19 protein-coding genes are annotated in these 18,047 nt (G+C 38.2%); 5 read left to right on the forward strand and 14 right to left on the reverse strand.

The genetic code is table 11. The features are described 5' to 3' along the window. Positions 1 to 157: 157 nt before the first annotated feature. Positions 158 to 763, reverse strand: a complete 606-nt coding sequence (locus I6F45_RS09670) for a peroxiredoxin (protein WP_007378637.1) — start codon at positions 761 to 763, stop codon at positions 158 to 160. Positions 764 to 1,127: 364 nt separating this feature from the next. Further along, on the reverse strand, positions 1,128 to 1,841 hold the full coding sequence (fadR, locus tag I6F45_RS09675; RefSeq protein ID WP_004335692.1) for a fatty acid metabolism transcriptional regulator FadR: 714 nt from the start codon (positions 1,839 to 1,841) through the stop codon (positions 1,128 to 1,130). A gap of 543 nt (positions 1,842 to 2,384) precedes the next feature. Between fadR and dsbB the strand changes: the two genes are divergently transcribed. Together dsbB and I6F45_RS09685 are read left to right on the forward strand one after the other, a co-directional pair. After that, positions 2,385 to 2,903: a disulfide bond formation protein DsbB gene (gene dsbB / locus I6F45_RS09680; protein WP_197160361.1), complete on the forward strand. Its 519-nt coding sequence runs from the start codon at positions 2,385 to 2,387 to the stop codon at positions 2,901 to 2,903. Between the two features lies 1 nt (position 2,904). Then, the gene (locus I6F45_RS09685) at positions 2,905 to 3,207 is read left to right on the forward strand and encodes a DUF6170 family protein (RefSeq protein WP_165728712.1); all 303 of its coding nucleotides are present in this window, start codon (positions 2,905 to 2,907) and stop codon (positions 3,205 to 3,207) included. Between the two features lie 24 nt (positions 3,208 to 3,231). Here the strand turns inward: I6F45_RS09685 and I6F45_RS09690 are convergent, their stop codons facing one another. Beyond that, on the reverse strand, positions 3,232 to 3,528 hold the full coding sequence (locus I6F45_RS09690) for a ComEA family DNA-binding protein (RefSeq protein ID WP_165728711.1): 297 nt from the start codon (positions 3,526 to 3,528) through the stop codon (positions 3,232 to 3,234). Between the two features lie 312 nt (positions 3,529 to 3,840). Between I6F45_RS09690 and I6F45_RS09695 the strand changes: the two genes are divergently transcribed. After that, positions 3,841 to 4,158, forward strand: a complete 318-nt coding sequence (locus tag I6F45_RS09695; protein WP_165742291.1) for a YebG family protein — start codon at positions 3,841 to 3,843, stop codon at positions 4,156 to 4,158. A 273-nt stretch (positions 4,159 to 4,431) separates the two neighbouring features. Here the strand turns inward: I6F45_RS09695 and putP are convergent, their stop codons facing one another. Further along, on the reverse strand, positions 4,432 to 5,910 hold the full coding sequence (gene putP / locus I6F45_RS09700) for a sodium/proline symporter PutP (protein ID WP_165728709.1): 1,479 nt from the start codon (positions 5,908 to 5,910) through the stop codon (positions 4,432 to 4,434). A gap of 332 nt (positions 5,911 to 6,242) precedes the next feature. On the opposite strand from putP, the gene I6F45_RS09705 reads away from it, so the two are divergent. Further along, positions 6,243 to 7,469 carry an EAL and HDOD domain-containing protein gene (locus I6F45_RS09705; protein ID WP_007584100.1) on the forward strand — a complete coding sequence of 409 codons (1,227 nt, stop codon included), beginning with the start codon at positions 6,243 to 6,245 and terminating at the stop codon, positions 7,467 to 7,469. Between the two features lie 262 nt (positions 7,470 to 7,731). Here the strand turns inward: I6F45_RS09705 and I6F45_RS09710 are convergent, their stop codons facing one another. Genes I6F45_RS09710 through ccmA form a run of 10 tightly spaced genes read right to left on the reverse strand, consistent with a single transcriptional unit; the run spans position 7,732 to position 15,455 of the window. After that, on the reverse strand, positions 7,732 to 8,463 hold the full coding sequence (locus tag I6F45_RS09710; RefSeq protein WP_007585858.1) for an MlaA family lipoprotein: 732 nt from the start codon (positions 8,461 to 8,463) through the stop codon (positions 7,732 to 7,734). Between the two features lie 9 nt (positions 8,464 to 8,472). Beyond that, positions 8,473 to 9,729, reverse strand: coding sequence for a c-type cytochrome biogenesis protein CcmI (ccmI, locus tag I6F45_RS09715; protein ID WP_165739532.1), 1,257 nt, complete (start codon positions 9,727 to 9,729; stop codon positions 8,473 to 8,475). Next, a complete protein-coding gene (locus tag I6F45_RS09720; protein ID WP_165739534.1) occupies positions 9,730 to 10,191 on the reverse strand; it encodes a cytochrome c-type biogenesis protein in 462 nt (153 codons plus the stop codon). Continuing rightward, a complete protein-coding gene (locus tag I6F45_RS09725) occupies positions 10,191 to 10,760 on the reverse strand; it encodes a redoxin family protein (RefSeq protein ID WP_165728706.1) in 570 nt (189 codons plus the stop codon). The genes I6F45_RS09720 and I6F45_RS09725 overlap by 1 nt, the downstream gene beginning before the upstream one ends. Continuing rightward, positions 10,757 to 12,727, reverse strand: a complete 1,971-nt coding sequence (locus tag I6F45_RS09730; RefSeq protein WP_197160363.1) for a heme lyase CcmF/NrfE family subunit — start codon at positions 12,725 to 12,727, stop codon at positions 10,757 to 10,759. Before I6F45_RS09730 ends, I6F45_RS09725 begins: the two co-directional genes overlap by 4 nt. Before the next feature lie 2 nt (positions 12,728 to 12,729). Then, positions 12,730 to 13,209, reverse strand: coding sequence for a cytochrome c maturation protein CcmE (ccmE, locus tag I6F45_RS09735; RefSeq protein ID WP_007585848.1), 480 nt, complete (start codon positions 13,207 to 13,209; stop codon positions 12,730 to 12,732). Next, positions 13,206 to 13,409 (reverse strand): heme exporter protein CcmD, encoded by a 204-nt coding sequence (gene ccmD / locus I6F45_RS09740; RefSeq protein ID WP_007585846.1) that lies wholly within the window; start codon positions 13,407 to 13,409, stop codon positions 13,206 to 13,208. Before ccmD ends, ccmE begins: the two co-directional genes overlap by 4 nt. Positions 13,410 to 13,411: 2 nt before the next feature. After that, on the reverse strand, positions 13,412 to 14,149 hold the full coding sequence (locus tag I6F45_RS09745; RefSeq protein WP_007585844.1) for a heme ABC transporter permease: 738 nt from the start codon (positions 14,147 to 14,149) through the stop codon (positions 13,412 to 13,414). Further along, the gene (gene ccmB / locus I6F45_RS09750; protein ID WP_024608159.1) at positions 14,149 to 14,835 is read right to left on the reverse strand and encodes a heme exporter protein CcmB; all 687 of its coding nucleotides are present in this window, start codon (positions 14,833 to 14,835) and stop codon (positions 14,149 to 14,151) included. Before ccmB ends, I6F45_RS09745 begins: the two co-directional genes overlap by 1 nt. After that, positions 14,835 to 15,455: a cytochrome c biogenesis heme-transporting ATPase CcmA gene (gene ccmA, locus I6F45_RS09755; protein WP_165728705.1), complete on the reverse strand. Its 621-nt coding sequence runs from the start codon at positions 15,453 to 15,455 to the stop codon at positions 14,835 to 14,837. Before ccmA ends, ccmB begins: the two co-directional genes overlap by 1 nt. A 113-nt stretch (positions 15,456 to 15,568) precedes the next feature. On the opposite strand from ccmA, the gene fliK reads away from it, so the two are divergent. Further along, positions 15,569 to 18,046 carry a flagellar hook-length control protein FliK gene (gene fliK / locus I6F45_RS09760; protein ID WP_197160365.1) on the forward strand — a complete coding sequence of 826 codons (2,478 nt, stop codon included), beginning with the start codon at positions 15,569 to 15,571 and terminating at the stop codon, positions 18,044 to 18,046. Position 18,047 lies beyond the last annotated feature (1 nt).

Consider the following 18,047-nt stretch of genomic DNA (forward strand, 5'->3'; position numbering starts at 1 on the left):
GAACGAGTGAAACGTTATATTCTTCCAGAAAAAAGAAAACGGCCCAAAAGTAGGACCGTTCGAATTTCAAAAACTCGGTACACCATTAAGTCAAAGCATGCTTAACTGAATGGTGTTAGCCAATTGGCGGTTTTTTTATTTAAAACTAAGGGCTAAATTATAGCTCGCCTTCGTTTTCAGATAAGAACTTAGCAACGCCTTCAGGGCTTGCGTCCATACCTTTTTTACCTTCAGTCCAACCAGCAGGACATACTTCACCGTGTTCAGTGTGGAACGCTAGCGCGTCAACCATGCGAAGCATTTCGTCGATGTTACGACCTAGTGGTAAATCGTTCACTACTTGGTGACGTACATTGCCTTCTTCGTCGATTAAGAATGAACCACGAAATGCAACACCTGCTTCTGGATGCTCAACGTCATACGCTTTACAAATTTCGTGTTTAACATCTGCAACTAGTGCGTATTGAACTTTACCAATACCGCCGTCTGCAACAGCAGTGTTACGCCATGCGTTATGTGAGAATTGTGAATCGATAGAAACACCAATTACTTCTACGCCACGCTTTTGAAACTCTTCAAAACGCTTATCAAATGCAATAAGTTCAGAAGGACATACAAACGTGAAATCTAGTGGGTAAAAGAAGATAACTGCTTTTTTACCTTTAATTGTTTCATGAAGGTTATAGCTATCTACAATTTCACCGTTACCAAGAACAGCTGCAGCGGTAAAGTCTGGTGCCTGGCGGCCTACTAATACACCCATTTTATTCTCCAAATATTTTGAGTTTGTTTTCAATTGCTTTCGCAATGCTGGTACTTATATGGGCGCTAAAAATTAAAAACCAATAGCGAACACATATAATTAATTGGCATTCTAAAGTTATTCACTACAAAAGAACAATCGCATTTAACGATGTGAGCAATCGAAAATAACGAACACTTACAACTTGCACTAATCTGCTTGAATAATAGGTCTATTTTGAAGTGTAAATTGCGTTGTAATTAGATAGAACTTTTGACGTTACTGAAGAAAGCTTAATACATTAAATTGTTTAAAAATTCATATAATGCGGTATTAATTTTTACAGCTACAAAAAAACCTGCAAATGCAGGTTTCTCGTTTAAATTTAATCCATTATATCTGAGGGCATATCGCCTCGAATTTTTTGCCAAATCTCACCTGTTTGATGACCGTATTTACGCATCATCGAAATAGCACCATCGTGCTCTTTATTTTCTGCCAAGATTGTTAAATCTTTATAAAACTGACGAGCAAGTTCACGAGTTCCGGCATCAGAGAAGTAATGACAACCAATCTTTGAATAAAAGCCTCTAAAACCGTTGAGTATTAATACATAAATACGGTTATTACCCGCAACGGCTAATTCGTGATGAACTTTATAATCGTAGTCAGCAAATGCCTGCGCAGTGTCTTCTAGCTCATGACTTTGTGATAAAATTTCAATTACACGTTCAGGATTTAACTTAATTGCAGCACGTGTATAAATAGCACTGATATTAGTACGTGCAGATAAAAGCTGATCTGTCAGCTCTGGCATCTTGTCTTCATCTAAGCGCGCTAGTGTTTCAAGAATATTTAAGCCAGACGTCTCCCAAAAGTTATTTACTTTTGTTGGTTTACCATGCTGAATTGTTAACCAACCATCACGTGCTAAACGCTGTAATACTTCTCTCAAGGTCGTTCTTGTTACACCAATTAACTCTGAAAGTTCTCGCTCGGCAGGTAGAATTGAACCTGGAGGGAAATCGCCGTTCCAAATAGATTCAACTATATATTCTTCAGCAAATCCTGCTGGGCTTTTCGCTTTAAAAATTCTCATCCAGTTCCCACTCGAATTAATCAACACTCATCGTTTTACACGAATAACTGACTGATTGTACCAGACGAAGCATAACTAACAAGTAAAGTCAGATATATTAATAAGCAAATGAGTAGAAATTAAAGATTAATAAATAATAAAATTTAGGTTTTTCTAATATCGCTACAATGTATAAATATACAGAGCAATATTCATTGTAGGTACATTGTAATTATTGGTATTTTTATTTACACCATACTTAGCTGAATCAACTTAATACACATAAGTACATTAAAAAGGAACACCTATGCAACAGAGCGTTCTAACAGCAACTTTAAAGAAGTGATTAGGCAATGCACCAATGTTGTATAAGTAAGCGATATAACTTAGCTTATGTATCAATGGGAACTAAGTAGAGCGCCATGTAACCTCTGCTGAGGCTGTATTGAGTAGTCAATAATTTCATCTTATAAAAAGCGACTTCGGTAGCTTTTTTTTCCTTTTTGTTGCCGCATACATTATCCTAGGTCATAATCTAACATCTTATTTAAACGCGGAATTTTTATGAACTGGCTTGCGCAATTACCCACCCAACGTACCCCGTGGCTTTTATTTACAGCTATCGTTTTTTCACTTGAAGTGACCGCCCTTTTCTTTCAATACCAAATGGGATTGGCGCCTTGCATAATGTGCATATATCAACGTACCGCTGTACTGGGTTTATTAGGTGCAGGCATTGTAGGTTCGACTAAACCACAGAGCAAAGCAGTTCGTATATTAGCGTATGTAATTTGGGGTGTATCGAGTGTTTGGGGATACCTTATAGCTCGCGAGCATATTGATATGCAAACCACCACAGACCCTTTTGCATTTAGCTGTGAGTTTGAACCAAACTTCCCATCGTTTATGCCGTTACACGAATGGATACCTAGCTTTTTTCAGGCGACCGGGGATTGTGGAAATATAGATTGGCAGTTTATTGGTTTGAGCATGCCTGCTTGGATGGAAATTATATTTGCGCTATTCTCAATCACTTTGTTTGCTTTAGTGATTAGCCGCTTAATAACAAAAAAATCGATTTAATATGTTTACCTTTTTTTCAAGCCAATTAGATGATCTTAAACACTTAAAAGTGCGCAAGCGCCAGGACGTAATAGCACTTTCGTTAAGTATGTTATCGCCAACTGATAAAGTGTTACTACGTATTATTAAATTAATATTACTAAGTCCACTATTTTTAATATTCACGGTATTTAAAGGTTGGATATTAATCCCGTTTTTGATACTTGGTGGGCTTTGCTATCCGCTATTAACAACACCTATTGAAATTAACTTTGCTAAAAAGCACTTAAGCGATGCATTAAAACAATTTAATCAGGGCGCATAGCGCCCTGATTATTACTTAATAGCTTTAAAGTGAAATTTTCCCCTCTAATTTAGCTAATAGTTTTTTACCAATTCCTTTAACTTGCGATAAATCACTGACGCTTTTAAATTCACCGTTTTCTTCACGATAATCCACAATTGCCTGCGCTTTTTTCTTACCTATACCCGGTAGCTTAGCAAGCATATCTGCATCAGCATTATTTATACTAATTGTCTCAACTTGAGGCATTTGCTTGGTTACTTCCGATAGTTGTGCATATACGGTAGTTGCAGGTAGTAAGCATAATAAGCTTATGATGAGTAAATTTTTTAACGTTTTCATTAAACTTGCCCTTATTCTTCTTTTCTTAATTTTGAGTATTGCTCAGGAAATCAATAAATAAGGAACTGTAAAGTTCATCACTTAAAGTGTACCTAAGCGCATTATCACTATGATCCGAAATCCTGAAAATGCAGCTGGTACAACAAGTGATTGCTTAACTAAAGTAAAGTTACCGTTTTTTGTCAAATTTAAGACACCTAAAAATTAATACTTCACGCTTGCAAATTTACTTACAAACCATTACTGTACATAAAAACAGTAACCTAATGGTTTTTACAAACCACGGTGCCAAGCAATTTTGCAGGAGAAATCATGGCTGTTGTTGTTAAATATGTTGTAGAACGAAACGGAGTCGAGCGTATGACGTTTACTACCAAAAAAGAAGCTGATGCTTATGACAAGATGCTCGATATAGCAGAATCACTTGAGCTAATGCTAGAAAAGGTAGACGTACCGCTTAGTGAGCAACAAATTGAATCACTTGCTTTAGAAATAGCGAAAAGCAAAGATGACTTTATGACTATATTAAAGGGCGGCAAAGATCCCGTTGTTGCCAAAGCGCCAACAAAAAGTAAAAAGTCAGATAATGTTGCATCAATTGAAGATAGCAACGATAAAAAAGCAAGTTAATTCGTAGATTGCCCTTTCCTCGGACGGGACAAACTAAATAAAAAAGGGAGCAACTAAGTTGCTCCCTTTTTTATTATACCAATTCACTTAATTAAGTGATCTATTTTGAGGGTAAAAAAACGTGTTGATAGCTAGGCAAAAAATTCGATATTTAGTTGTTCTAAATGATAATTTTTTAACGCCGGTAGCGACACATTAGCCCGCAAAATAATTAAGTATTATTGCGGATTGGTATTAATTACTACTCATTCAAAAATGAGTAGTAATTGCTATTTAAAGCTCTTTCTCTACTTCATCAAATAAAGCGGTAATGTTTTGCTCTGGCTCTTTTGTAGCTAAGCTAACAACAACAATTGCGATACTAGATAAAATAAAGCCAGGTACTATTTCGTACATAAAGCTACTTAAGCTTTCACCATTAATAGTAAACGGACCATAAACCCAAACAAGCACTGTAAACGCACCTACTAACATACCCGATAACGCACCGGCAAAATTCATACGTTTCCAGTAAAGGCTGAACAGTACCAATGGACCGAAAGCAGCACCAAAGCCTGCCCATGCATTACTTACTAGGTCTAAAATAGAGCTATCTCTGTCGTAAGCTAAGTAAATAGCAAACATAGCCACTACGGCAACGCTAATTCTACCAACAGTAACTAATTCAAAGTCGCTAGCATCTTTACGTAAAAATGTTTTATATAAATCTTCAGTCAATGAACTTGAGCTTACTAGCAATTGCGATGAGATAGTACTCATGATAGCAGCCAAAATTGCAGCTAGTAAAAAGCCAGCAATAAGTGGGTGGAACAATAACTCAGAAAGAATTAGGAAAATCGTTTCAGGATCTTCAACTACAATATTATTTTCATAAGTATAAGCAGCACCAAATATACCAGTACCAACAGCACCAAGGGCAGCAACAATCATCCATGTCATACCAATACGGCGAGCTTTAGGCATATCTTTAACACTACGTACCGACATAAAGCGAACAATGATATGTGGTTGACCAAAATAACCTAAACCCCATGCCATTGCAGAAATAATACCCAATGCAGAGCCTGCTCCAATCCAGTTAAGCATATCTGGATTTACACTATGTAAAGTAGATTCTAGAGGTTGTTCAAGTAAAGAGTATGCAACAGTAGGCACTAGAATCAGTGCGATGAACATAATACAACCTTGCACGAAATCAGTTAAGCTAACCGCTAAAAAACCACCAAACAAAGTGTATAAAACAACGACACCCGTTGTAATGTATAAACCCACTTCATAACTTAAACCAAATGAGCTTTCAAACAATTTTCCGCCGGCTACAACACCAGATGACGTGTAAAGAGTAAAGAAGACTATAATCACAACAGCTGATACAACACGTAATAAGTTTGACTTATCATTGAAGCGATTTGAGAAGTAATCTGGGATTGTTATAGAGTCATTTGCTTTTTCAGTGTACACACGTAATCTAGGTGCAACTAACAGATAATTTAACCAAGCACCAATCACCAAACCAATTGCTATCCATGTACTACTAAAACCAGTAACAAACATCGCACCAGGTAGGCCCATTAAAATCCAGCCACTCATGTCAGATGCACCTGCAGATAGTGCAGCAACACTTGGTGATAGATTTCGTCCACCTAACATGTAACCTGATACATCGCCAGTAGATTGCTTATATGCATATAGTCCGATACCTAACATTACAACAAAATATAATGCTAGTGAAATAATCATTCCTGTTTCCAAATTAGCCTCCGCATAATTATTAATAACAGGCTCTTGATCCGAATATTGACTCTTAAAATATTATAATAAAGACACTATTAGGATAAAAACCATTCTCGCTGACTATATCATGCCTAACAATAAAATCTCCAACTTGTTGCTTCCAGCTGATACAAAAATACTCATGTTGAATAATTTTAAAGCGAATTGGTAAAATATAATGAATTAAATAGAAGAAACACCTTAATTTATAATGATAATTTATTAATCATGCAAATATACGTAATGCTATTTTGAATCTTTTGCCATATATTATTACAATACCCAATTACATCACTCTTACGGAACTGTTTATGTATTTTTACGCTGCACGTCAACCGATTTTAGATAGAGATAAAAAACTTATCGGTTATGAGCTTTTATTTCGTGATGGCGTTGATAACGTATTTCCCGATATAGATGGTGACGAAGCAACAACACGACTTATAGAGGGTAGCCAGTTTAATTTTGGTTTAGAAGATTTAACTGACAATAAACCTGCCTATATAAACTTCACCCTAGAAACACTATCAAAGGGTTACCCTACACTACTAGGTAAAGACACTATAGTTGTAGAAATACTTGAAACTATCCAGCCTGGTAAGCGTTTATTAGCTATCGTTAAAGATTTAAAAGATAAAGGTTACACTATTGCTCTTGATGACTATATTCATCAACCTGTATGGCGTCATTTTTACCCATTTATTGATATTATTAAAATAGACTTTTTAGCATCCGATATAGATACAATAAAAACGGTTCTAAACGATTTAAAACCGCACTCACATATTAAGTTACTTGCCGAAAAAGTAGAAACCTATGAAATTTACCAACAAGCTTTAGAGCTTGGGTTTGATTATTTCCAAGGATTTTTCTTCTCAAAACCTGAAATGGTACAAAGTAAGGCTCTACCACCTTCAGAAATGGCATTAGCTGAATTACTTTACGAAACATCAAGTGTTGATATGGATCTTAAGAAAATCACTGATGTGTTTGAACGTGATGTAAACCTATCTTATAAATTACTTAGGTATTCAAATTCTGCCGCATTTGCAAGACGCGCAGAAATAAGTACCATTAAGCAAGCTCTTATAGTGCTTGGCGCCAATGAAATTAAAAAGCTATTGTCACTACTGTTTGCAGCACAAGTATCAGCAGACAAACCTGTAGAGCTAATTAGGCTATCGCTTACGCGCGCTCGATTTGCTGAATTGCTCGCTATATCCCATGGGCAGTTTAAAGATACCGGCATGGCATTTTTAACCGGTATGATGTCGCTAATGGATGCTATTTTAGATGAGAGTATGGAAAGCGTAATGAAAAAGCTTCCACTTTCTAATGATATAAAAGCAGCGCTATTAAACGATGAAGGCTTGCTAGCAAAATATTTAAACTTAGTTAAATACTACGAACAAGCAAACTGGTCAGCTGCAAACGAGCTAACGAAAGAGCTAAATCTAGGTGAAAAAGTTCCCGATGCTTATCATGAAGCGCTAGCTTGGGTTAATGAACAAATGCAGTTAGTAGTGAACGAAAAATAAACTACCTGAACTCTGGTTAAGATATTTACTAATATATTAAATCATAATGATATTTAAATTTATTTTTCTCTAGCCAGAGATTTTCAGTGAAAACAAGGCGAACTTACGCATCAATAGTTAGCCTATTGCAAGTAAATTCAACGTAGTTAGCGCTGAAAATAACTGCTCGAGATAGATTTATTATCCAGAGTTCAGGTTAAATATATAAACAGCAAATAAAAACGCCAGCATTTAGCTGGCGTTTTTATGAGTGGCTTTTCAATTATAAACTTTCTAAAAAGTCTTCATCAAAATCAGCTGGCTCTTCTTTTATTGGTGGGTTGCCATCGTACAGCTCATAAATCTGACGCTGGAAGTAAATATCTTTTACAAATAAGTACGGATCAAGTGAATCATTTAATAACCCTTCTTGTGGGATTAATGATGCACGCGCCTCAACTGCTTTTAAAACAAACACTAGAATAGTTTGTGGAGTCGTTAGCGCAACTTCAGGTAATACAAAGTTGTCGACTACATCACCGGTCAGGTTACGTGCTGTTGTAGGACCCATGCCAGGTAGCATTAAATAAGCACCATCACCCACGCCCCATACACCTAACGTTTGTCCAAAGTCTTCATCTACAATTTCAAGACCAAGTGAACTGGCTACATCAAAAATACCAAAAATACCAACCGTAGAGTTAACTAAAAAACGCGCTAAGCTCACACTTGCATTACCCGGTTTACCTTGCAAACCCGCATTAATCATATCGACAGGTGCTGTAATATTACCTGTAAAATTAACAATACCGTTTCTTACCGGTACAGGCGTTACTTCAACATAACCTACAGCAACTGGGCGCAATAAATAAGCATCCAGTACATCCATATTAAAGTCGTATAACGGACGATTAATACTTTGCAGCGGATCTCTGTCATCTACTTTGCTTTGTGGTACTTGAGCACACCCGGCTAGTATCAATAAACATAAAAAAGTAAAACTGTGTTTTAACATCTAACGTCCTTAAGGTATTAATGTATCAATTTGAAGTTGGTAGTCACTTACACTTTCACGCTTTAACGACTCTGAATGACCTTCTAGCTCACCAGAACTTGGCATAACCGAGTCATCTATAGAAATACGCGCCGAAATAATAATATTTTCTGCACTAGATAAGTTAAGCCCTGCAACCATTGCACTACTATCACTTAACTCAACAGTAATTGGAAATGAATATTTAGCGAGTTTAACAGCAGCTAATGGCATTGGCGAACCACTTGCTGCTTTTGCAAATATAAACAAAATACCGTCTTTTGGCTGTTTATCTATAAGCTCTTTTGCAATATCTACGGTAACCGCAATCGTGCTGCTGTTACTGATAGTAGTAGGTATAACAGAGCCTTCACTTTGCATTTTCTGTTCTATATCACTAATACGCTCAGAGATCATGCTATAACGTGAGTCATTCTCTTGCATACTCGCTAATAAAACCTCAAAAGCGGCTTTGGCTTGCGGCCAATCTTTACGTTCATAAGCAATGAGTGCTAATAACGAAATTGCATCTAAATTGGTAGGCTCAACTTTTAGTACTTTTGAGAGCATACCTGCCGCGCGGGTCATATTAGCTTCACTGCCTTCTAGTAATAAAACTTGGCTGTAACTAATAAGTACCTGCATATTATCAGGGTTCATACGCAGTGCTTTATCAAATGACTGCTGCGCCATATCAAATTCATTAAGCGACATAGCCACTCGACCAAGTAGCATCCAAGCAATTTCATCATCACCAGAGCGGCTAAGCTTAGTACGAAGCGCCAATGCAAAAGCCTGCAGCTCATTTTGGCTAAGCGGCTCACCTTTTTGCATTACAGCACGCTCGCCGTAATCAGCTAAATTATCCATTGCATCATGCCAAGCCGAAATTTGCTGCTGACTACCCGTTAAACCATAAAAAACACCTGTTAGAGCAAGAACAAATGCGCCACCAGTTAAAGCAAAAATACGATTATTACCTTTGCTGTTTAGTGATTTTTCTGGTGATAACTCATTCAATAAACGGCGTTTTAATTCAATAATTGATTCTGCATGATTTACGGTATCAATACGCTGATTGTCTAAATCGGTTTGTAAATCAACTAAACGCTGCTCATAAATGCTAATTAACTCAGCATTGGCGTTATGAGTAATTGTTTGAACGCGCTCTTTTTTTAAAAAAGGCAACATCACAAACCCAAGAGCAACCAGTGTGAGTAAAGCAAAACACGCCCACATTAAAATCATTTAACTTTGCTCCTGACGTTTATTTTGTTCAATTAGCTTAGCTAACAACATTTCGTCGTCACTGCTCCACGTTTGTTTTACTGATGCTTTTCGCTGGCGAATAACAATAAAACCAAAGCCGACTATGACAATTAATACAGGTAATACCCAAAGTACTAAAGTCGCTGGTGTAACTGGTGGGTCGTAATGAACAAAATAGCCAAAGCGGTCAATCATGTAATCAATCACTTCGTCTTTGCTCTTACCTTCTTTAACCAATACGAGTACTTTATCGCGCAAGTCTTTAGCAACCACAGCGTCAGAGTCCGCAATGTTTTGATTTTGACACTTAGGACAGCGCAGCTCTTTAGTTAGCTCTTCAAACAATATTGCTTGTTTGTTGTTATCAAATTGATAGCGATCTTGCTCTGCAAACGCACAGATGCTTACAAAAAGGCTAAGCGTAAGTAGTAACCATTTCATTATTTAAGCTCCTGCATAATTGGCGCAAATTTAGCACGCCATACTCGCGGGTTTATATCGCCCGTGTGATGCAATAAAATAGTGCCGTTTTTATCGACTAAAAATGTTTCAGGCGCACCTGAAACACCTAAATCCAACGACAAAGTACGATGTAAATCTAAGATATTAAATTGATATGGGTCACCCGCACGTTGCAGCATATCGCTCACTTCACTGCGAAGTGATTGCATATCAAAAGGGCCATCAAAGTCAGCATCGTAACCTTGTACGTAATAAAGCCCAATAATTTTAACGCCTTGCTCACGTAACTTAGTTAAATAACCAAGTTCAACTAAACATGTTGGGCACCAAGTACCCCATACATTTAGTAAGTAAACTTCGCCTTTTAAAGACTCGTTGGTCCACGGCTTAATATCTTGCATTAAATCAGGTAGATTAAATGCTGGCATTTCTTGACCTAACCGACCCGTTTGAATTTCACGAGGATTAGCAAAAAGGCCTTGGTATAAAAATACACATACAAAAGCAAATACTAAAAGCGGCGCAATAGCTAAAATTTTACGGTTCATAAAACATTCTCCGATGCAGCTCTACGCGCTGTTTTAGCTGATGTGCGGTAGCGTTTATCAAATAAAATCATAAATCCAGCTAGGGAAATAAGCACACCACCAATCCACATCCAACGAACAAACGGTTTATGATAAATGCGAAGTGACCATGCACCTTGGCTCAACTGCTCACCTAACGCTAAGTATAAATCACGTGTAAAGCCTGCATCTATGGCCGCCTCGGTCATAAACTGCATACCAATATCATACTTACGTTTTTCGGCATGTAAGCGTGTTACTAGCTCATTGTTTTTAAGCACCGATACAACACCCGCATGACCACTGTAGTTCGGCCCGCGAATAGTTTTAACACCATCAAAACGGTATTCATACTCGTTAAGCTGAACTGTATCGCCTTGCTTCATCGATACGTCACGCTCAACTGAATACGCCGATGTAAGCGTTACACCTGCAATAACAAACGAAATACCAATATGCCCAAGCACCATAGCCCAGTAACTTACACCTAAGCGTTTTAAACCTTCTTTTAAGGTGCCATGCACTGCGGCTTTAGTGTAAATGTCGATCCCAGTTGATATTGCAATCCAAACCGCAAGCGTAGTGGCCAGTAGCGTAAGTGGTTTTACTAAATCGTAACTTGAAAACAACCAAGCATAGGTAATCACTACACTGGCTAATACGCCCATTAATATTTTGTTTTGTAAGAAAGCCCATTTATTTTGCTTCCAGCGTAAAAATGGTCCTATACCCATCAAAATAGCAAATGGTACTAAAATTATTGCAAACATCTTATTAAAAAATGGTTCGCCAATAGAAATACTGCCCAAGCCCATTTCTTTATGAACCATAGGTAATAACGTACCCAGCAATACGATTAATGTAGCAACTACTAAAAATATATTATTGAGCCATAACGCCACTTCGCGTGATACAAACTTGTATCGGCCTTCACTATGTACTTGCGATACACGCAGTGCATATAACGCTAAGCCACCACCTACAACGATGCCTAAAAAGGCGAGTATAAATAAGCCTCTATCAGGGTCTGTTGCAAAAGCATGCACCGATACAATAATACCCGAGCGCACAATAAAGGTGCCTAACAAGCTTAATGAAAATGCTGCGATAGCAAGTAGTACGGTCCACGATTTAAATACACCACGTTTTTCGGTTACGCTTAATGAGTGTAGTAATGCTGTAGCTACAAGCCATGGCATTAATGATGCGTTTTCGACTGGATCCCAAAACCACCAGCCGCCCCAGCCAAGCTCTGAATATGCCCACCAGCTACCAATTGTGATTCCTAGAGTTAAAAAGCCCCATGCAGTCATTGTCCACGGACGTGACCACTTAGCCCATGTGTTATCAAGCTTACCGGTTAACAACGCAGCAATAGCAAAAGAGAAAGCAACTGATAGCCCTACATAACCCATGTACAGTAATGGCGGGTGAATAATCATGCCCGGATCTTGAAGTAACGGATTTAAATCACGCCCTTCAACAGGGAAATAAGGGAGTAGGCGCTCAAACGGGCTTGAAAGTAGTAAGGTGTACATCATAAAACCTACACCTAAAAAACCAAGTACGCCCAATACGCGAGCACGTAGCACCCAAGGTAATGATTTAGAACGCGCAGCGACAACGGCAGTCCAACCAGCTTGCATTACTAACCACAGTAAAATAGCGCCTTCATGGCCGCCCCATGTAGAGGTGATTTTGTAATACCAAGGCAGTGTACTACTTGAATGATATGCCACATATGATACGGTAAAATCATCCGTTACACTGGCGTAAATAAGTGCTGCAAAAGAGATTAAAACAAAAGCGAATTGCCCAATTGCTAAAGAGGGAGCTGCACGCATTAATCGAAGATTACCGGTATGCGCGCCCCAAAGAGGAAAAATACACAGTAAAACGCTTAGCACCATGGCAAGCGTTAAAGAAAAATAACCAATTTCTGGGATCATAGCTAATTACCACTATCTAAGTTGTATTTTGGTTTTTCGTGCTTAATACCTTTAACTGCCTCTGCAACCTCTGCTGGCATATATTCTTCGTCATGCTTTGCAAGTACTTCAAATGCTTCAATAACATTAGGTTCGATTAATACGCCCTGCGCTACAATGCCTTGCCCCTCACGAAACAAGTCTGGCAATATGCCTTGATAACGCACGGTCACTAATGGACCTGTATCAATTAGCTTAAAGCTTACTTGTAAGCTCTGTTCATTACGCTCAACCGTGCCTGGTACAACCATGCCACCAATACGTAGCTTTTGGCCAATGAATGGTTTTTCTTTATTAGGCCCTTTGCCATCAATAAGTTCGCTTGGCGTATAAAAAAGATTAATATTTTCTTGAAGTGCATAAAGCACTAAACCAATTGATCCACCAATACCAAACAGTACGGCAATAATTACCAATAGGCGCTTTTTACGTCTTGGATTCATGAGGCTTGTTCCTGTTTAGCTTTTTTAATTCGCGCTTCACGTATTATTTGTTGCTCAACTGAAGCCATAATACGTTTAGTATCTCTTAAAGAGTTCACTAAAATACCAAGTAAAATAAGAGCGCATGTACCAAAAGAAAGCCAGATATAGAACCCATAGCCTCCCATTGCAATAAAATCAGAAAAAGAGTCAAACTGCATAATTACCCCTTATTTAACAACAAACGCACCCACGGTCGGTGCTTTTCGCGTTGCAAAATTTCATTTTTAAGACGAATTAAAGTTACTGTTCCTACAAAAGCAGCAAAGGCTAAAATATTAACCATAAGTGGCCAAAACATACTTGGGTCTATTGCTTTGGTGTCTAGTTTTGTAATGCTTGCGCCTTGGTGTAGCGTATTCCACCACTCAACTGAGTAATGAATAATAGGTAAGTTGATTACGCCCACAATAGCTAAAATAGAAGCCGCACGCCCTGCTGACTTCTTATCTTCAAATGCATGATAAAGCGAAAGCACGCCAAGATATAAAAATAATAAAATAAGTTCCGACGTTAAACGCGCATCCCATACCCACCAAGCACCCCACATAGGTTTACCCCATGCAGCGCCAGTAATAAGCGCTATAGCTGTAATACAAGCACCAACAGGCGCTATAGCAATAACGGCAAGTTCGGCATTTCGTAGTTGCCATACAAGTGCAACAACAGCTGCAATAGCCATTGATGAGTAAGCGCCCATAGATAAAATGGCGGAAGGAACATGAATAAAAATGATACGGTAGCTGTCTTTTTGTTGGTAATCGGCAGGTGCAAAACCAAGCCCCCATACCCATCCAACAATCATACTAACTACAGTAACTACGGCAAAATAAGGCAGTAACGTATTGCATAACTGGTATGCACGCTCTGCTTTAGCATAGGGATGTAACCACTTCCACATTAACTTACACTCACTTTTAAAGCTGACGATATGGCAATTGGTGCGCTAATAATAGCAATAAGTAACATTGCACCAAGGATGGCAAGCTGCCCACTATAATCCAGCGACATAGAGCTGGTATCGATAGCCGACGTTGCAAAAATCAAAACAGGAATATACAAAGGCAGTACGAGTAAACTCATCAAAATACCCCCTTTTTGTAATCCTACAGTAAGCCCTGCGCCTATTGCGCCAATAAAGCTCAATAGTGGAGTGCCTAATAATAATGTTAAAACAGTCGCTGTTAACGCCGTACTTTCTAGGTTTAACAACAATGCAAATAGCGGCGTCATTAATACAAGCGGTAAACCTGTTACCACCCAGTGAGCAGCCACTTTAGCAAGTACGGTTAACGATAACGGGTAAGACGATGCAATTAACTGCTCCAATGAGCCATCATTAAAATCATCTCTAAACAGTTTATCCAAGCCCAGCATGGTAGAAAGTAATGCGGCAACCCAAATAATTCCCGGTGCCATTCTCGCTAGTAAACCAGGCTCAGGCCCGATTGCTAACGGAAATAATGAAATTACAATTAAGAAGAACAAAATAGGATTTACAATTTCAGCGCGCTGGCGAAACGCAAGTTTTACATCTTTGGTAAATACCGCACTAAATAGCAACCAATAAGAATGTTGACGAGTCATTAGTGACGATACTCCAGTGTAACCGTTTGCAAGTTACTAAAATGGGTCGTTAAGTCTTGGTGAGTCGTTAATAAAATAGCACCACCGCTTTGTAAGTGTTCAGTAAATCGGTGCTGCAAAAAAGCAACACCGCTTTTATCAAGCGCGGTAAATGGCTCATCAAGTACCCATAATTTAGAATCACTTAACCAAAGCCTAACCAAAGCTACACGTCTTTGTTGTCCAGCAGATAACATTCTAACCGGTACATCTTCAAGTCCAACAAGGCCAAGTTGCGCTAAAATGGGATACAAGTCAGGCTGGTTTATGTAGCCATTAATTTGTAACCAATGACGAACATTTTCAACGGCACTAAGCTGAGTATTTACACCTGTTTTGTGGCCTATAAAGAGTAGTTCTCTGGCATACTCTTCGTAATACTTAGATATAGGCTGTTCTTGAAATAAAACAGCTCCTTCATCAGGCACAGAAAAGCCTGCGATAATACGCAATAGCGATGTTTTACCAGCCCCATTAGGGCCCGCTAATTGCATGATTTGACCGCTATTAAGGCTAAAATTAAGATCCGCAAACAAACAACGATCTTGCTTGATGCAGGTGACGGACTTAATGTGTAACAAGATGACGATTCTCTCTGCCAAAAATTAGGCGTTAGTCTACCATAATGATAGGGTAATACGAATATTGCTTTAAAATCGATTCACTTAAAATAGAGAAAACTTGATTTAAAATAATGAATACGCCAACGCAAATAACATTATCTAATTCATTGGTTATCAATCAATCGACGAACCCTCAAACCAATGAGTTATCGCAATTACCTAATGAGGTACTTGCGGCTAAAAACATTCAATTTTCGAAAGACTCGATTACGCTTGATGTATTTATTGATAAACATTGGCAGACATTAAGACTTGGCACTACAAGCGCACCTCAAAATTTACAAAAAATAGCCAGTGCTAACATACAACTTAATCCCGATGGCAAACAGCTCAACATCACGCCAAACACTACAACCCTTACTTTAAATCAACCAGTACAATTACAGCGTTTATTAAATTATGTAAGCACGGGCACTGAGGTACAAAGCCAACCAATGGATTTACAAGTGGTTATGTCCCCTACCCCAAAATTAGTAATTGATAAACTTAACGCCAGTATTGCCATAAATAAAGACGTAGCGCAGTTACTTTTAACCGAGCAGCCTTTAAAAGTAGTTGTTAGTACTACTAACAAAGGCGCACAGCTTAATGTTATTAATCGCTTTGCAGATACAATTCATACGCAACCACTTAGCCAAACTAAACTTACTAAATTACTCGTGGCCTTATTACCTAGTGCGCAACTTCAAGCAACACCTAAACTAGCTATTTTGACCCATCCTCAAAAGTCAGGTTCGTTTACAACGCCTATTACTAATCAACAAGTTAGTGAACTACCCAATACCCCCATTAAGGTAAATTTAATAAATCAGGCTGATAAATTACTTATTAAAACCGATACTAATAATATAAAAGTGACGCTTAATAACTCATTTTCTAAACCGTTTAACGAGTTACTTTTAGCTCAAAAAAGCAGTGTCCCTGAAATACCTTTTTCTGCGTCCACTATTAAAGCAAGCCCACTGCTTACACCTAATAGCCCAATAAAATCGTGGCTACAAAATAGCTTTAGTGATTTAAAAACGCGAATTAATGATGCAGTTAAATATTTTGAAAGTAAGCCCTTTGCAGCAGCAAATAAATCTGAGTTAATGCCGCTGTCTGCATCATCTGCGATACAAAGGCCGAGCTTAGTTATGCAATTAACAGTATCACCGTTGAATAGAGTGAATATTACCCAAAATGTAAGTACTGCGTTAAATAGTAATACGAGCAATACTTTACCAGAGCACTTTTCAAGACTTCCGCCACTTGTACAATTAACTCAGCAAATAAAAGGAAGTGTTAGTGTTTGGCAATCATCTACAAATATAACAACAGCTAACACGCCAACGCCAACGCCAACGCCAACGCCAACGCCAAATAATATTACTCAAAATGGAGTGGCGAGCGCTAAGCCAAGTAATTTAAACGCGAGTCAATTGAGTGCTCTGAATATTAGTACTAACAGTAAAGTTGATACGTTAATTAAGCCTACAAGTGAAATTGTTACTAAAGGGCAAATAACCTCTTCAGTGCAACCAGTAATAAACGGCAACAATCAAAACAGTGCAAACTCAGCCACGATTAAAAACATTCTCCCATTAGCAGAGCCGTTATCTAATATTGCCTCTCGTAGTCAAATGCTACAACCAATAGAAGCAAAGCTATTAAGCACATTATTAAAGCTTCCTGATACCACAATCCCTACGGATAGATTAGCTGGTAACAAACAGCTTTTAAGTAGTCAAATTACTGACATTACAAATAGAGCAACAAAAGACACGCCCGATTTAACTCGCTTAATTAACCAAGCATTTAATCGCATGGTCTCAAGTAATAATGTTAACCCTGCGACCATACAGCGTGAAGTATTAGCCACCTTACAACCATCTCAATTAACGGGTGATACACTACAAAGTAGCTTCACTAAAGGACTTGAACAAGTTGCAGTGAGTATTTTAGCAGCCCCTATAATTAGCCAATCAGTAACACCGATAAGCTTTAATAACCAAACTGGCTTAGATGCACTTTTACAAGTACTCATACCTACTTTTAAAACAGGAAACGCGGGAGCAAAAATACTTGAGCAACTGCAGCAAGCTCAAGTTCAAGCATTGGCTAGCGAAATCGTACAAGTTAAAAACACACTTACCCAAGTAAGTGTTTCAACACCAAGTCAACAACCAGACACAAACCCGCTTGCACAATTTTTATTACCAATGAAATTGCCGCCTGAGGCCGCCCAAACAGAAATAACATTGGGGCAATATAAAAAGCCAAGCGCAGATAAATTAGAAGATAAAAATGTATGGTTTGTCAGGCTAAACTTTGATTATGCACAGATTGGGCAATTACAGATTACCGCTGAGTTAATGGATAAAGCACTCGATTGCCAGCTATTAGCCTCAAGCCAAGAAGTAAGCGCAATTGCTCACCCTCACTTAGATAATTTAAGATCCAAACTAGCTAAGCATGGTTTACAGGTTGGAGAGCTCAACTTAAAGCGAGGCGATGCAAATAATCAGGCATTTTATAAATCTCATGCAATTATTAATATTAAGGTTTAGT

Origin of the sequence: Pseudoalteromonas sp. SWYJZ19, from assembly GCF_015864375.1 — a bacterium.
GTDB lineage: Bacteria > Pseudomonadota > Gammaproteobacteria > Enterobacterales > Alteromonadaceae > Pseudoalteromonas > Pseudoalteromonas arctica.

Excerpts from the sequence above, each read along its gene's own strand:
- I6F45_RS09670 (WP_007378637.1), bottom strand. The coding sequence starts at position 763 with ATGGGTGTATTAGTAGGCCGCCAGGCACCAGACTTTACCGCTGCAGCT.
- fadR (WP_004335692.1), bottom strand. The coding sequence starts at position 1,841 with ATGAGAATTTTTAAAGCGAAAAGCCCAGCAGGATTTGCTGAAGAATAT.
- dsbB (WP_197160361.1), top strand. The coding sequence starts at position 2,385 with ATGAACTGGCTTGCGCAATTACCCACCCAACGTACCCCGTGGCTTTTA.
- I6F45_RS09685 (WP_165728712.1), top strand. The coding sequence starts at position 2,905 with ATGTTTACCTTTTTTTCAAGCCAATTAGATGATCTTAAACACTTAAAA.
- I6F45_RS09690 (WP_165728711.1), bottom strand. The coding sequence starts at position 3,528 with ATGAAAACGTTAAAAAATTTACTCATCATAAGCTTATTATGCTTACTA.
- I6F45_RS09695 (WP_165742291.1), top strand. The coding sequence starts at position 3,841 with ATGGCTGTTGTTGTTAAATATGTTGTAGAACGAAACGGAGTCGAGCGT.
- I6F45_RS09705 (WP_007584100.1), top strand. The coding sequence starts at position 6,243 with ATGTATTTTTACGCTGCACGTCAACCGATTTTAGATAGAGATAAAAAA.
- I6F45_RS09710 (WP_007585858.1), bottom strand. The coding sequence starts at position 8,463 with ATGTTAAAACACAGTTTTACTTTTTTATGTTTATTGATACTAGCCGGG.
- ccmI (WP_165739532.1), bottom strand. The coding sequence starts at position 9,729 with ATGATTTTAATGTGGGCGTGTTTTGCTTTACTCACACTGGTTGCTCTT.
- I6F45_RS09720 (WP_165739534.1), bottom strand. The coding sequence starts at position 10,191 with ATGAAATGGTTACTACTTACGCTTAGCCTTTTTGTAAGCATCTGTGCG.
- I6F45_RS09725 (WP_165728706.1), bottom strand. The coding sequence starts at position 10,760 with ATGAACCGTAAAATTTTAGCTATTGCGCCGCTTTTAGTATTTGCTTTT.
- I6F45_RS09730 (WP_197160363.1), bottom strand. The coding sequence starts at position 12,727 with ATGATCCCAGAAATTGGTTATTTTTCTTTAACGCTTGCCATGGTGCTA.
- ccmE (WP_007585848.1), bottom strand. The coding sequence starts at position 13,209 with ATGAATCCAAGACGTAAAAAGCGCCTATTGGTAATTATTGCCGTACTG.
- ccmD (WP_007585846.1), bottom strand. The coding sequence starts at position 13,409 with ATGCAGTTTGACTCTTTTTCTGATTTTATTGCAATGGGAGGCTATGGG.
- I6F45_RS09745 (WP_007585844.1), bottom strand. The coding sequence starts at position 14,149 with ATGTGGAAGTGGTTACATCCCTATGCTAAAGCAGAGCGTGCATACCAG.
- ccmB (WP_024608159.1), bottom strand. The coding sequence starts at position 14,835 with ATGACTCGTCAACATTCTTATTGGTTGCTATTTAGTGCGGTATTTACC.
- fliK (WP_197160365.1), top strand. The coding sequence starts at position 15,569 with ATGAATACGCCAACGCAAATAACATTATCTAATTCATTGGTTATCAAT.